Here is a 13,656-nt window from a genome sequence, read left to right on the forward strand (position 1 = left end):
ACAATCTCAGCAGCCATCCGCAATATAACTCAATCGCTAGCAACCATCTCAGTCACGAGCTGTAAATCATGCGACCGTATTGATGCAACTGGTTTGATTTGCCGATTATCTGCAATTAACGCCCCATTGGCACCAATCAGTAGTCCGTCCTCAAAGCCCGGAATCATTGGTATCAAATCTCGAAGCGGTTCAAAACTGATTGATTTTATTTTGATGCTGTCAAAAAACACTCACTTAACTAAAATTAGCTAAGTGAGTGTCTCGTCAACTAATGGCCACGATGTTGAGCACGATGTTTTGCCAACCGCTTTGCTCGTATCAACCGAGCATGGTCATGTCGGGCACGACGCTGCTGCCGCTTCTTCATTACCAAGTTACGCTGATGTTCTAACTTCAACATTTGCATTGCTCTAGTCGGTTTGAATCGAACGTGATGTTGACGACATTGTCGTGCCGCACGACGATACTCGCGAACCAATTGCTGCTGAGCAACCGCACTAGCCGTCGTCCATTGCAGCGTTGACCACCGATCTTGAATTAACAACCTAATCTGGGGTTCACTAGGATTCTGCGTCCCAAAGGTCACTCGGGCGACTTGATACCCGTCCGTCGACCAACGTTCAAAAACACCCTGATAAAATTGTTGATCAAAAAACACCGTTAATTTGCATCGGTTAATCAAATTAACCCCTCCTTAATTTCACTAACGAAATTCGGACAACCAAGGAAGGCAGGTTACTGACAGCCGTTGCTGCGTCTGGACTACCGACCAGACCGTGTTTTTAATTTCGCTAATAATTAGTATGTCAGATTAAGTCAGTTTGTCAAATTAGCACTTATGTATCAATGGAATAATTAATGCACTTAGTTAATCCGACATGAATCATGATTAAAACGTGACAGTCAATCAGACTCCTGCTCGTCAGCTTGGGCTACTGAGCACTGTCACCCTGCCGCTCCCATCGGTCAACCACTCGAATGGCTGATAATTATGCCTCCAGTTAGCGTGGTAAGAATCCACCGAAAATTGGTGCAAACTCAAACTGTTTCCGGTTGATCCAAGCTGGCAGTTGCTGAATTTTAAAATCAAGACGTTTTAACCATAGTTATTGCTAAATAATAACGAGTACAACAAGTAATAATTAAGATTATATTAAATAGCGTAATACTACACTATTACACTGTGATTAATAGTATACTTTGTTTGTAAAATACCTTGAAGTGGTTATTATTAGCCGCTTAAGGTTTAGGGGGATTCCAATATGAACACACCACTACTGACCGTCACGCAATTAAATCAATACTTCAGTCACCAGCACATTTTAAAAGCCCTGACCTTCACCATTCAAAAGGGGCATATCGTCGCCTTAGTTGGTGCAAATGGTGCCGGCAAAACGACACTGATGAAATCAATCTTAGGGCTCACTTCCTTTACTGGTCAGATTTATTTAAATGGTCAGTCAATTACGCCATGCCATCACCAAGCTTTAAGCGCTGTGGGCGCCCTAATTGAATATCCCGGACTCTACCCATTCTTGACTGGCCGGCAACAACTCTCACTGTTCGCAACCGGTGCCAATCGTACAGCACGCGTTACCAAAATCATTGAAGCACTTAGCATGCAAGCATTTGCCGATATACTAACGAAACACTACTCACTCGGTATGCGGCAAAAATTGGGTGTAGCCTTGGCTTTGCTCAATCAGCCCTCACTAGTCATCTTAGATGAACCCATGAATGGTCTTGATCCACAGGCCACAAAAGAATTACGCGATTTAATTTTATGGGCGCAAGCTCAAGGCACCACCTTTTTAATTTCAAGTCATCTCCTGAGTGAACTGCAACGGGTCGCCAATGACGTCTTAGTTCTTGATCACGGGCAACTGATCGCCAATATGAGCATGCCAGCGTTTCTTGCCCAACAGCGCCCCACTTATGAATTAGTAACTAATCAAGATCAACGGGCTTATCAGCTATTGCGTTCTGCTGGATACCACCTAGTTGCAGCAACACCAATTCGTGTCTTAATAACGCCCGGATTTCAGCTTAATCCATTACTGCAACTACTTTTGACCAATCAGATTCAGTTACAGCGGATTCAACCCCACACTGAAGACTTAGAATCATCCTTATTAACCATGCTGAAAACGGTCAACCACTAAGGAGGTCAATCTAATGTTCACATTGTTACGACAAGAAAATCGAAAATTAATGCACCATCGTGTGATTCAACTGTTTATTCCATTTATAATGATTTTTCAATTCATAATTGCGATATATGCCGCTCACTACCCACAGCTACTAACGCCATATGATGCATTTGTAAACAACGACTACGGCTTTATTCCGCTACTATTTTTGGCAATCACAATTGGCAGCACTTATTTAACGAATGAACGGCAAAATGGCACGTTACGAGCGCTACTTTATCGCAGTTATTCGCGGACCCAAGTCTTAGTCAGCAAATGGCTCACGATACTCGGTCTGATGATTGGCTTATCTGGCTTTAGCACCCTCATGAGTCTCGGACTGAAGTTGAGCTTCTTTCGGCGGTTACCTAATTACGGTACAATTTGGCACACTTGGGGTCTGAACATGCTATCAACAGGACTGACCCTACTATTTTTAATGAGTGTCGTCTTACTATTGGGCACCCTATTCACCAGTTCAACACCAGCCATTCTGACCGGCATCATTGGGTACTTTATTGTGACCATTTTCAATCAACTTTGTTTTTATTTATACGCCAAAGTCAGCTGGTTAAAGTGGAATCCGCTCAACATGATCAATCTAGGCGAGCAAATCCAAACACCACAACTACAACAATTAACCCGACTAAATCTATCCACGCTGGCGATTGGTTATATCGCCTATCTACTGTTATTCTTAACGCTTGCCAACTATTCTTTTCAAACCCGTAACGTTTAAAAGCATCCAGCCGGTCAAATAAGATTACTGACCGGCTGGATGCTTTATCGATTAATTGTTAATTTCATCATATTAGCGTAACTGTCGCACAACTTGCCAAAAGTAGCGACTCCAGCGCGGTTGATAAATCCAAGCAATCAGACCAATTAATGTTGCTGACCAAACTACTGCTACATATGACCAACTCGTCTGTGGTGCCAGCATAACGTCGGTAATCAATTTAGTCAGTATGATGCTCAACCCTATCAGCATTGGTACCCGCCAAGCCGGTAACAAAATCGCTTGGTGGTCACGCTCCGTGATTTGCTGGGCGCTCAAATACCGACCAAGTATCCCGCCCAAGCCCCAGACTAGACATCCAATTGCGATACCCAACAACCAGTGTTGATTGAGGAACGCCAACAAATAATTACCAGGTTGACCGAATGACCGTATCAATACAAACCAACTGATTGGTTTAACGACTGCATAGCCGACGAGCATTGCCATTACCAGGTTAGGCGTGACCAATAACACTAATGCAGAAGCGGTCATCAAAATCAGTGCAACGAGCGTGGTACTGATTACATTGCCGCCCCAGACCCACCAATTGAATTGCGCGAAATAAATTCCGGGAATATTCTGTACCAGCACCAGCAGAACCATTAATTTCGCCAAACTATACGCAATGATCGTCGTTAAACTATAGCTCAAAAACGTCGCACCAAAAATAGCTGCTCGGCGAAATCCTAAGCTCTGTAACCACTCATTCTGATGCCGGTAACGTGGAATGGCAATGAGTGCTATGCCCACTAAAATACTGATTCCCCATAGAAAATCATTTGGTTCAACATTACTCCCAACGCGCAAATTCGCCAATAATCCCCGCCGATCAGCATGATAAACTTGTAAATATTGATTCAAGTACTGCTGTTTCGAAGGTGCTACTAAGCCATCTACATCCTGATACTGTTGCCGCCGGTGGTCGTATTTAAGACCTGAAATTAGCATGTCATGATTCTGATCTAGCATTTGCCAGTGTTGATTCATTCTGAAGCCAGTCCACGCCCCCAGTGCTATAAACAAAATCAGCATACCAATGAGAAGTGGCGCATGCTGCCAAATAATCAAGTGCCCCAATTTTTTATTCATCTCACAACTTCCCCCAGTTGATGGTAACGACGGCCAACACGATAGACGAGCAGTGCCATCATAGTCAGCACGATTCCGACCAATTCATACCACGGCGCAATTGTTCCCATCAAAGGCAGTAGTAGGATGTCCCCAAGTGTTGAGCCAATACTCAAACTAATCAAAGCACTGGCGATAACCCCATTAAATAGCGATTGTTGCCGCAATGTGGTGATATCCGCTGACCATTGACGACAGGCCACCCAAGTTAATCCTAGTAGCATCAGCAAGCCCACTAATGCCATGATTGCCGCTACCCCGTAGTGAACATGTAACCAGATACTAGGCAACGACTGAATGTGAAACCACCGCAACCACATATTTGTCCGCGTTAACATTCCCGACGCCCAACGCCAGGTCAGAGTGCTGATCAGGATTGCTAACCATAACCGCTGATTAAAGCTCCCCACCAGCCAAGCAAGCATAATTAGGCACCCACTGACCATCGTCACTGCCACACTACTTCCCAAGAGGGCGGCCCCGTTACGGTATTGCTGATAAACTTGGGGGATTGCAGCCGTGATCCAGCCATAATAAATCACTTGACTTACAAAAACGGTGACCATTAATAGCAGCCCGAGCCGCAGCTGTTGCCACCAAATTTGCCAACGCGTAACACCTAAACCAGCCATAAACTCGAAGCGGTGTGTGCGACGACCCCAGAATGCAAGCAGCAAACCGCTGACGAGTCCCAAAACATAATACAAACGGTTGGGTTGTTGGGCCCGCACTGCCTGATTGGGATCCGTAGAAGTGTATTCGCCAGGCCAAAAAAAGCTGGTCAAGATGTTCATAATAAACATGCAGGCTAACCGCCGGACGACCGGCAACTTTATAGTCTTTCGGGTGTTTAACAAAATCCGCAGCGTTGATCCGTTCACCACGTACACTCCGGGCATGTTCCACCTGCCAAGTATGTGTCACATTAATTGCCATTAATAAGCTCACTAACAGACACGTTGCCGTCACAAGTCGCACCCAAGGCCGATTTTGTTGCCACCATAACCGTCTCAATTTTACAGTTGCCATTCTACACACCACCCCAAACAGCTTGCCGGTCGCCCAATTTAACTCGGAAAACATCTGTAATGGTCAACGGCTGGACGGCCATCATCAATGGTTGAGTTTGTTGGAGCGCTGTCTCAATTGTCGGCGTGTAGTCCGCAAAGTACACTTCTAAGACCCGACCGTAAACTTTAATCAGCTGCCCATGCTCTTTCACAACCGCTGGTATATGCTTATCTGCAAAAACAAGCTGAAACTTGCGGGCCGTTGCTCGTAAACTTTCTAGGTCGTAATCAGCAACTAATTCATGATGTTGCAAAAACAGCACTTGGTCGCATAAACCGTCAAGTTCATCAAGATTATGTGATGAAATCAAGAAACTGACGCCGTGTTCGGCGACCTCCTCAACCATATAGGCTACAATCCGCTCGCGCACGATGATATCCAAACCATCAAACGGCTCATCCAAAATAATATATGGCACGTGACTCGCTAACGCTAGCAAGATTTGAAATAACATCTGCTGACCCTTTGATAACCGCTGGTAGTAGCTTTTGGTTGATAAATGCTCGGCCACTAATAACGCTGTTAGTTGCGATTGGTCAAAGTCATCGTAAGCCAACGCGTATGTCGTTATGATCTGTCGCAACCGTTGACCACCAAAAAAGTGACGTTGTGTATCAATATAAAATAATTTTTGCCGACAGTATGGTTGCTGCAAAGTCGACTGCCCCTCAATCACTAATTCGCCTTCGTCCGCCAAATAGTGATCAGCCATCGTCCGAAAGAGCGTCGTCTTTCCAACGCCGTTCCGCCCGACCAACCCAACGATTCGACCTGGCTGCCAAGTAAAAGTAATCCCCCTTAATATTTCACGATTATCAATCCGCTTACTTAATGCTTTAACTTGGATACTCATCCCGTGACTCCCCCTTTTGATAAGCCGTGGTCACCCACGCCTGAACTTGCTGCGCACTGATTCCTAAAAATTGTGCTTCCGTTAACAGTGATTGTAAGCGCGTCTGAAGATCATCAACCGCATTCGAATCAGTTGCAATCTGACTCGATTCACTCACAAACGTCCCCCGACCTTTTACAGTATACACGGCTCGCTGATGCTCCAAGATTTGATAAGCCTTACTGACCGTGTTCGGATTAAGGTGCATTTCTGACGCCATTGCTCGAATTGAAGGCAATTGATCCCCTGGTCGTAAGACTTCCTGAACGATCTGCTGCTTAATCTGCATAACTAACTGTTCGTAATACGGTGCCCCATTAGTTGCAAACGGCATTTTATCACCTCGGTATTGTGTACTACGTGTATTACTACAATTAGTACACTAACATACTAATTTGAGTTTGACAACTCAACAATCATATTCCTGGCACAAAATGATTACCTCAAACGTGAGTGCGACATCATTACAGTATGCCAAATTACTGAAAAGAGTCTTAAATTTGGTTGCCAGTTCATCAGTGCTTGTTCATCCTATTCCGACCTCCGGGAACCCTGCTCGCATGACAGATGAACGGCCACTCAACTTAGTGCAATTGGTCGCCGAATTCAATTACTGCTTGGAACATTGAACAAACGTTAATGTGGTCTCAGTTGTTTGGAATCTCAGTCATAATATGGTGACTGAGAATTAATGAACGAATCACAGTTCGATTATCAAACTGACAGTTACTGATAAAATTGCTGTCTCTAAAATAGCAACGACCAAGCCAGCAAAAGTTGGGGACATCCCTGTCAGCCATTCGAATACCTTCCCAACTGGAAGGCATTTCGGCCAATGCTCAGCACTGCCAAAGTGTGTGGTTCAGACGGCTTGAGACTGAGGATTAGCCCAACTAAGGTGTTAAGCGGTAAACTCATCGCGTCGCTACCCGGAAGGCTCATCGGACCCGAACACGTTTCGTCAATATGGCATTAAGACGTGGGTTGCGGCTTAAATCAGTGTCCACCACGTTTTAACATCTACATAAGCAAAAAAAACGCCTGACCAATCAGCACCTTTAGCTGGTTAGTCAGACGTCATCATCTGGTGATTATTCCAAGAAATCTTTTAACTGTTTACTACGTGATGGGTGGCGTAACTTCCGTAGCGCCTTGGCTTCGATTTGGCGGATCCGTTCACGGGTCACACCGAAGACTTTTCCAACTTCTTCCAGTGTCCGGGTCCGACCATCATCAAGTCCGAACCGTAAGCGTAAGACGTTTTCTTCCCGGTCCGTCAAGGTATCAAGGACACCTTCCAGTTGTTCTTTCAACAATTCATAAGCCGCGGCATCCGCTGGTGAGGTTGCGTCTTGGTCTTCGATGAAGTCACCTAAGTGTGAATCGTCCTCTTCACCAATTGGCGTTTCCAATGAAACGGGTTCTTGTGCGATCTTCAAGATTTCACGAACCTTTTCCGTTGGCATGTCCATTTCAGCCCCAATTTCTTCAGGAGTTGGTTCGCGCCCTAAATCTTGTAACAGTTGCCGTTGAATTCGAATTAATTTGTTAATAGTTTCGACCATGTGCACTGGAATCCGAATGGTCCGCGCTTGGTCGGCAATTGCCCGCGTAATTGCTTGGCGAATCCACCAAGTCGCGTACGTTGAGAACTTGAATCCTTTACGGTAATCAAACTTTTCAACGGCCTTCATTAGCCCCATGTTACCTTCTTGAATCAAATCAAGGAATTGCATTCCCCGACCCACGTAACGTTTGGCAATCGAAACGACCAACCGTAAGTTGGCTTCGGCTAATTCTTGCTTGGCAGATTCATCACCTTGTTCGATTCGGAGTGCTAAAGCGACTTCTTCGTCAGCCGTTAACAAGTCGACACGACCAATTTCTTTCAAATACATCCGCACGGGATCATTGATTTTAATTCCAGAAGCCGAGCCAGCGTCACTAAGTTCCTTCTTAGAAACTTTTTTGACACTTTTGACCGCTCGAGCATCAGGATCACCTTTTTCATCAACAACACTAATCCCAGCATCTTCAACCTTTTGTAATAATTTATCAATGCCACTAGCATCTAGTTTGTAAGGCGCTGCTAATTTATCTGATAATTCATCATATTGAATGCTACCAGTTTTCTTATATTCCTTAATTAATGCTTTAACGGCTTTGTCGTATTCCGTCGTTGCTTTTGCCTTTGCCATGTAGTAGCCTCCTATTTAGTATGCATCTACCAGCTGATCGGTTGCAATACCGAGCCAACCTTAAGTATATCATTTTCACGCCTAGTTATCAGCTCGTTGGACCTGCTGTTGTTGCCGATATAGGTCAATTAATGCCAACGTTAACTGCTGAACCAAATCACGATTACCGATCTGCTTGGCTGCCATTAACTCGGCCTTCTTACTGTTGATTTGTTCTACCAGCGGCTGTTGATTCATGATCACGTTGACTAGATCAGCAATCTCTTCCTTGGAAGATTCATTGGCAACGTCCATAAATTCCAAACTCGTGACGACAGGCTGTAAATCTGAATCCGTCATAAAATCCGTAAAGTTGCCCAAATCAAATTGATTATGCGTTTTAAAATAAGCCTCCGCATACACCAAGATTTGTTGATACGAATCATGAACAAAATGAAAACCAGCAATCGCCATCACTCGTAACCAAACATCGTGGTCATTCAACAAACGGTACAGTAACAACCGCTCCGCTTTCTCTACCCGACTTAACGGGCCACTGTTCGTACTGCCATCCACCGTGGCTGGGGGTGGCCCTAGCGGCGCAGGTGCTGGTGGCGGAGCTACTTGCGTTTCATCCGAGTGACCACCACCACGTCGAACGGCCTGCTGACCGACCAGTGATCGTAACTGTTGCTTTAAATCATCCTTATCAAGATCAAACTCCGCCACTAATTGGTTTAAATATAAATCCTGTTCGACACTAGAGGACAGTTGTGCTAATTGTTGCAAAACCGCCTGTAAATAAGTCAATTGATCGGGCGTGTTTTGCAAGTTCAAATCATGTTTTAAATACTGCATTTCAAATGCAGTGGGCGTTTGCTTACCGTCTTCAAATACTTGGACAAACTTCTCCTGCCCCTGAGCACGCAAATACTCGTCGGGATCCATCCCATCAGGCATTTGGATCACACCCAGATTAAGGCGACTGTTACCACCTAGCAATTTCAGAGCACGATCAGTCGCCTTTTGCCCCGGCATATCGCTATCGTAACAGACATATAAGGTGTCGGTAACGCGCTCAAGCATGTAAATCTGCTCATCAGTTAAGCTCGTCCCCATTGATGCGACCCCGTTCTGAATACCAGAACGATAAGCCGCAATCACATCCATAAAGCCTTCAAACAGCACCACCGACTTTTGTTGTCGAATGGGGCCCCGTGCTAAGTCAAAGTTAAATAATACTGAACGCTTGTTGAACAGCTTCGTTTCCGGACTATTCAAATACTTAGGTTCATTAGGTGACTTTTTGAGGATTCGACCTGAGAAAGCAATCACCCGACCACTCGCGTCTTTAATCGGAAACAAGACCCGGTCAACGAAGCGATCACGTAAGTCACCCGCTTGATTTTCAATGAACAGTCCCGACTGCCGTAGTAGTTGGTAGTCGGTCTGGTGTTCTTTAAAAAAATCTAACAAGAGCTGATTAGCAGGTGCATAGCCGATACCAAACGTTTTAATCGTCTCATCATCCAGCCCGCGCTCGTGCAAGTACTTAAGCGCCGGTTCACCCAGTTCAGTATTCACTAAAATATGTTGATACATCTTAGCACTATCCGCGTACAACTTTAACAGATCGGCTTGTTGCTGATCCTTAGGTGCGGCCGGTTGTGACTGCGCCGTATAGCTCGCCGGCAAGTCAATGTGCCCAAAATCGGCCACCTTGACGACTGCTTCCGGAAAAGACAAGTTTTCGAGATCCATAATGAAGCTGAACACGTTGCCCCCACGGCCACAGCTAAAACAGTGAAAAATCTGCTTTTGCTCATTGACCGAAAAGGATGGCGTGCGCTCTTCGTGAAAGGGACACAGGCCAAATAAATTCTTACCAGCCTTCTTCAACTGAACGTATTTTCCAATAAAATCCGCAATGTTGACTGCTGAGCGGACTTGCTCAACCTTTTCCTCGGGAATTCGATTGGCCACTTTGCCACCCCATTTCTACTAACTAAAGTCTGACAAACCAACCAAATCATTGCCACAATCAAAAGCCGCATCACGAAATTTGGATGCGACTTTGTGCGTGCAAACTCTTACAGAATATATATTACCACAAGTTTGACAGCAGTGCAATAATAAGTTGCCCTTATTAGACACATTTGTCAAATTTGTTTGTCAGCAAGCTAAAAAAGAAGCTACAGCGCGCTTGCTGTAACTTCTTTTGATTATCCACAGTCCGTGCTTATTTAACGATTAATTGATTCAAGTCACCCATCACGTTGATCATTTGGGCGATCGTCAAGAGTTGCTTTAAGTGATTATCCCGCACCTTTTCATCCTTACTCATCACCATCGTCTGTTCAAAGTAATCGACGATCAATGGTCGTAAGGCGGCCAGGGCTTTGAAACGGTCCTCCATGCTCATCGCTGGGGTAAATTGCTTTTGCAATTCAAGAACAGCATCGTACAAGTGTTGTTCCGCTTCATTTTCAAATAAACTTGGATCAACAGTCAAATCACCGGCTGCCAGCTTAGCTTTCGCCGTGATCCGCAACAGACGAGTAAAGGCTTCAATTGTGTCCTTAAACTGCGGATCATCTTGATGCGCATTCAGCACATCGGCTGCTTTGAACATTTCACGGATATCCTGACGACTCCCTTTGATAACCGTATCGACGATATCGTAGCGAATCTTACGGTTGTTAAACCATTGTTTGACGCGATCCGTTAAGAAATCAGCAACTGGTGCCGTTTGCTTTTCGAAGTCTAAGTTGTACGTAGCATCATGGGCCACTAATTCCTTTTGAATATCGGCCTCGAGTTGACGAATTGGGAAATCCCAACCTTGTTCCCGTACGATCCGTACGATTCCAAACGCTTGACGACGCAAAGCAAACGGATCATTAGAGCCACTAGGAGTCAAGCCAACGGCAAAGAAGCTCGTAATGGAATCAACTTTGTCCGCAATAGCTAACACCGCGCCGACCTTGGACTTAGGTAAGTCGCCATCAGCGCTGATTGGCATGTAATGCTCACGAATAGCTTTACCGACTGCTGGATCTTCACCCTTCAAGACAGCATACTTGTCACCCATGACCCCTTGTAATTCAGGGAATTCGCCAACCATCCCTGTCACTAAATCAAATTTATAGATTTGCGCTGCCCGGTGGAGTTGGTTCTTTTCAGTCTCAGTCAAACCAAACCGATCAGCCAAAAAATCACTGATAACCATGACCCGCTGCATCTTCTCATACATCGTCCCGATTTTATCATGGAAGCTAACCTTTTTGAGTCGTTCCACATATTCTTGAATCGAGTGTTGTTGATCTTCATGATAGAAGAAAGCTGCATCTTCTAAGCGTGCCGTCAATACTTTTTGATTACCTAAAGCCACGTTTTCCAAGTGATCCGTGTTCCCGTTTCGAACGGAAACAAAGTGTGGTAATAAGTTATCCTCGGCATCCGTTACGTAGAAGAACCGTTGATGATCACGCATCGAAGTAATCAAGACTTCATCCGGGATCGTTAAGTATTTGGTATCAAAATCTCCCGCAAATGCAGTTGGATATTCCACCAAGTTATTAACTTCTTCCAACAAGTCTTCATTAACTTTGATTTGCCAGTCGCGTTCATTCGCCAAGGCCGCGATCTGTTCACGAATCGTTGCCTTACGCTTAGCGGCATCCGCAATAACTTGAACACTAGCTAAGTCAGCTTCATAGTCCGCAGCAGTAGCAATTTCAACGTCATGGCCCAAGAAACGGTGGCCCCGTGAAACACGGCCAGCCGCAACGTCCAGAATTTGAACCGGCACAACCTCGTCATCTAATAATGACACGATCCAACGAATCGGCCGAATATACTTGAAACTGTACGTCGACCACTTCATCATCGTTGGGAAATTCATCTTGGTGATGACATCCTTGATTCCGCCCGTCAATACTTCGGCCGCCGTTTTACCAGCCGTAAAGGTTTGTACAAAGACATACGGGGTACCCTTAACATCTTTAAAGACGATGTCATCAGTTGACGCCCCTTGGCCCTTAGAAAAACCAATCGCTGCCTTTGTCCAGTTGCCATCCGCATCCTGAGCAATCTTCTTAGCTGGACCCCGAACTTCTTTTTTCACATCAGCCTGCTTGTCAGCTAAGCCTAACACCTGAACCGTTAACCGGCGTGGTGTTGAGAAGGTTTTAACATCTTCAAAATCAAGCCGGGCATCCTTTAAGAACTTGATCATTCGTTCTTTAAGTTGTAACACACTCGGTGTAACGACGTGGGCCGGCATTTCTTCCAAACCAATTTCAAGTAAATAAGTTTTCGCCATTATTTCGTCTCCTCCTGTGCGTGTTTTAATAACGGGAAGCCACGTTTTTCACGTTGCGCCACGAATTCCTTGGCAATCGACTTCGCCATGTTTCGGATTCGATCTAAATAGCCGGCACGTTCCGTGACTGAAACCATACCGCGAGCATCCATCAAGTTGAAGGTATGACTACATTTAAGACAGTAGTCGTACGCGGGGTGAACTAAGCCGTTCTTAATTTGCCGCTTGGCTTCCTTTTCATATTCATCAAATAACATTAATAATAATTCTTCGTTGCTATCTTCAAAAGCGTACTTAGAATTTTCAAATTCTGGTTCCAAGAAGATGTCGCCATACTTCACGCCATCGCCCCATTCAAGGTCAAATACGGAATTTACATCCTGAATGTAAGATGAGAGTCGTTCCAAACCATAGGTGATTTCAGAAGTGACGGGATCAACTTCAAGACCACCAACTTGTTGGAAGTACGTGAATTGGCTGATTTCCATCCCGTCGAGCCAAACTTCCCAACCAACACCGGCACAACCCATTGATGGGTTTTCCCAGTTATCTTCCACGAAACGAATATCGTGTTCTAGCGGGTTAATGCCAAGTTTTTCCAAACTTTGTAAGTATAAATCCTGCACGTTTTCTGGTGAGGGTTTCATGACCACTTGGAATTGGTGGTGTTGGTACAACCGGTTGGGGTTCTCACCATACCGACCATCGGCAGGCCGACGTGAAGGTTCAACGTACGCCGCGTTCCATGGTTCGGGACCGATTGCCCGTAAGAACGTGTAGGGGCTCATCGTTCCGGCCCCTTTTTCTGTATCATATGATTGCATTAACATACAACCTTGATCCGACCAAAACTTTTGCAAGGTTAAGATAATCTCTTGCACTGATAACTTTTTGCTCATTAGTATCCTCCCAAAATTAGTGACTGAACGGCTGATGGCTTTGAAACGGGGGCATCGCTATTCCCAGACTTATGGCACAAAAAAAGTCCCCTGTCGTCGACAATAACGACATAGGGACGATTGGTTTCGCGGTTCCACCCTACTTCTGAGTAACCTCAGCAGCTTAATTACACGGTATTAAAGCTCCGAAAGCGC

Annotated in this window: 12 protein-coding genes; 2 read left to right on the plus strand and 10 right to left on the minus strand. The window is 45.1% G+C overall.

Going from position 1 to position 13,656, the window contains the following annotated elements:
* Positions 1–29: 29 nt before the first annotated feature.
* Together ACOV1R_RS03385 and ACOV1R_RS03390 are read right to left on the minus strand one after the other, a co-directional pair.
* Positions 30–167 (minus strand): hypothetical protein, encoded by a 138-nt coding sequence (locus ACOV1R_RS03385; RefSeq protein ID WP_015380425.1) that lies wholly within the window; start codon positions 165–167, stop codon positions 30–32.
* Positions 168–268: 101 nt separating this feature from the next.
* A complete protein-coding gene (locus tag ACOV1R_RS03390) occupies positions 269–682 on the minus strand; it encodes a YjdF family protein (RefSeq protein WP_217203166.1) in 414 nt (137 codons plus the stop codon).
* Between the two features lie 580 nt (positions 683–1,262).
* Here ACOV1R_RS03390 and ACOV1R_RS03395 point away from each other — a divergent pair.
* Together ACOV1R_RS03395 and ACOV1R_RS03400 are read left to right on the plus strand one after the other, a co-directional pair.
* A complete protein-coding gene (locus ACOV1R_RS03395) occupies positions 1,263–2,162 on the plus strand; it encodes an ABC transporter ATP-binding protein (RefSeq protein ID WP_021356964.1) in 900 nt (299 codons plus the stop codon).
* 13 nt (positions 2,163–2,175) lie between these two features.
* The gene (locus ACOV1R_RS03400) at positions 2,176–2,928 is read left to right on the plus strand and encodes an ABC transporter permease (RefSeq protein ID WP_003640666.1); all 753 of its coding nucleotides are present in this window, start codon (positions 2,176–2,178) and stop codon (positions 2,926–2,928) included.
* Between the two features lie 72 nt (positions 2,929–3,000).
* Here ACOV1R_RS03400 and ACOV1R_RS03405 read toward each other — a convergent pair whose 3' ends face one another.
* The 8 genes from ACOV1R_RS03405 to glyQ all read right to left on the minus strand — a co-directional run bounded on the left by ACOV1R_RS03405 (position 3,001) and on the right by glyQ (position 13,461).
* Complete coding sequence (locus ACOV1R_RS03405; protein WP_021356965.1) at positions 3,001–4,059, minus strand: ABC transporter permease; 1,059 nt, start codon at positions 4,057–4,059, stop codon at positions 3,001–3,003.
* Complete coding sequence (locus ACOV1R_RS03410; protein ID WP_225914081.1) at positions 4,056–4,901, minus strand: ABC transporter permease; 846 nt, start codon at positions 4,899–4,901, stop codon at positions 4,056–4,058. The genes ACOV1R_RS03405 and ACOV1R_RS03410 overlap by 4 nt, the downstream gene beginning before the upstream one ends.
* 227 nt (positions 4,902–5,128) lie before the next feature.
* Positions 5,129–6,022 (minus strand): ABC transporter ATP-binding protein, encoded by an 894-nt coding sequence (locus ACOV1R_RS03415; RefSeq protein ID WP_015380429.1) that lies wholly within the window; start codon positions 6,020–6,022, stop codon positions 5,129–5,131.
* Positions 6,006–6,395, minus strand: a complete 390-nt coding sequence (locus tag ACOV1R_RS03420; RefSeq protein WP_003645984.1) for a GntR family transcriptional regulator — start codon at positions 6,393–6,395, stop codon at positions 6,006–6,008. Before ACOV1R_RS03420 ends, ACOV1R_RS03415 begins: the two co-directional genes overlap by 17 nt.
* A 757-nt stretch (positions 6,396–7,152) precedes the next feature.
* Positions 7,153–8,259 carry an RNA polymerase sigma factor RpoD gene (gene rpoD, locus ACOV1R_RS03425; RefSeq protein WP_003640674.1) on the minus strand — a complete coding sequence of 369 codons (1,107 nt, stop codon included), beginning with the start codon at positions 8,257–8,259 and terminating at the stop codon, positions 7,153–7,155.
* An 81-nt stretch (positions 8,260–8,340) separates the two neighbouring features.
* Positions 8,341–10,221, minus strand: coding sequence for a DNA primase (gene dnaG / locus ACOV1R_RS03430; protein ID WP_015380430.1), 1,881 nt, complete (start codon positions 10,219–10,221; stop codon positions 8,341–8,343).
* A 256-nt stretch (positions 10,222–10,477) separates the two neighbouring features.
* Positions 10,478–12,562 (minus strand): glycine--tRNA ligase subunit beta, encoded by a 2,085-nt coding sequence (gene glyS / locus ACOV1R_RS03435; protein ID WP_015380431.1) that lies wholly within the window; start codon positions 12,560–12,562, stop codon positions 10,478–10,480.
* Positions 12,562–13,461 carry a glycine--tRNA ligase subunit alpha gene (gene glyQ / locus ACOV1R_RS03440; protein WP_003640677.1) on the minus strand — a complete coding sequence of 300 codons (900 nt, stop codon included), beginning with the start codon at positions 13,459–13,461 and terminating at the stop codon, positions 12,562–12,564. The genes glyS and glyQ overlap by 1 nt, the downstream gene beginning before the upstream one ends.
* Positions 13,462–13,656 lie beyond the last annotated feature (195 nt).

Origin of the sequence: Lactiplantibacillus sp. YT640 (genome assembly GCF_049745435.1) — a bacterium.
Classification (GTDB): Bacteria; Bacillota; Bacilli; order Lactobacillales; family Lactobacillaceae; genus Lactiplantibacillus; species Lactiplantibacillus plantarum.

Excerpts from the sequence above, each read along its gene's own strand:
- ACOV1R_RS03385 (WP_015380425.1), bottom strand. The coding sequence starts at position 167 with ATGATTCCGGGCTTTGAGGACGGACTACTGATTGGTGCCAATGGGGCG.
- ACOV1R_RS03415 (WP_015380429.1), bottom strand. The coding sequence starts at position 6,022 with ATGAGTATCCAAGTTAAAGCATTAAGTAAGCGGATTGATAATCGTGAA.
- ACOV1R_RS03410 (WP_225914081.1), bottom strand. The coding sequence starts at position 4,901 with ATGTTTATTATGAACATCTTGACCAGCTTTTTTTGGCCTGGCGAATAC.
- ACOV1R_RS03420 (WP_003645984.1), bottom strand. The coding sequence starts at position 6,395 with ATGCCGTTTGCAACTAATGGGGCACCGTATTACGAACAGTTAGTTATG.
- ACOV1R_RS03400 (WP_003640666.1), top strand. The coding sequence starts at position 2,176 with ATGTTCACATTGTTACGACAAGAAAATCGAAAATTAATGCACCATCGT.
- ACOV1R_RS03395 (WP_021356964.1), top strand. The coding sequence starts at position 1,263 with ATGAACACACCACTACTGACCGTCACGCAATTAAATCAATACTTCAGT.
- glyS (WP_015380431.1), bottom strand. The coding sequence starts at position 12,562 with ATGGCGAAAACTTATTTACTTGAAATTGGTTTGGAAGAAATGCCGGCC.
- ACOV1R_RS03405 (WP_021356965.1), bottom strand. The coding sequence starts at position 4,059 with ATGAATAAAAAATTGGGGCACTTGATTATTTGGCAGCATGCGCCACTT.
- rpoD (WP_003640674.1), bottom strand. The coding sequence starts at position 8,259 with ATGGCAAAGGCAAAAGCAACGACGGAATACGACAAAGCCGTTAAAGCA.
- glyQ (WP_003640677.1), bottom strand. The coding sequence starts at position 13,461 with ATGAGCAAAAAGTTATCAGTGCAAGAGATTATCTTAACCTTGCAAAAG.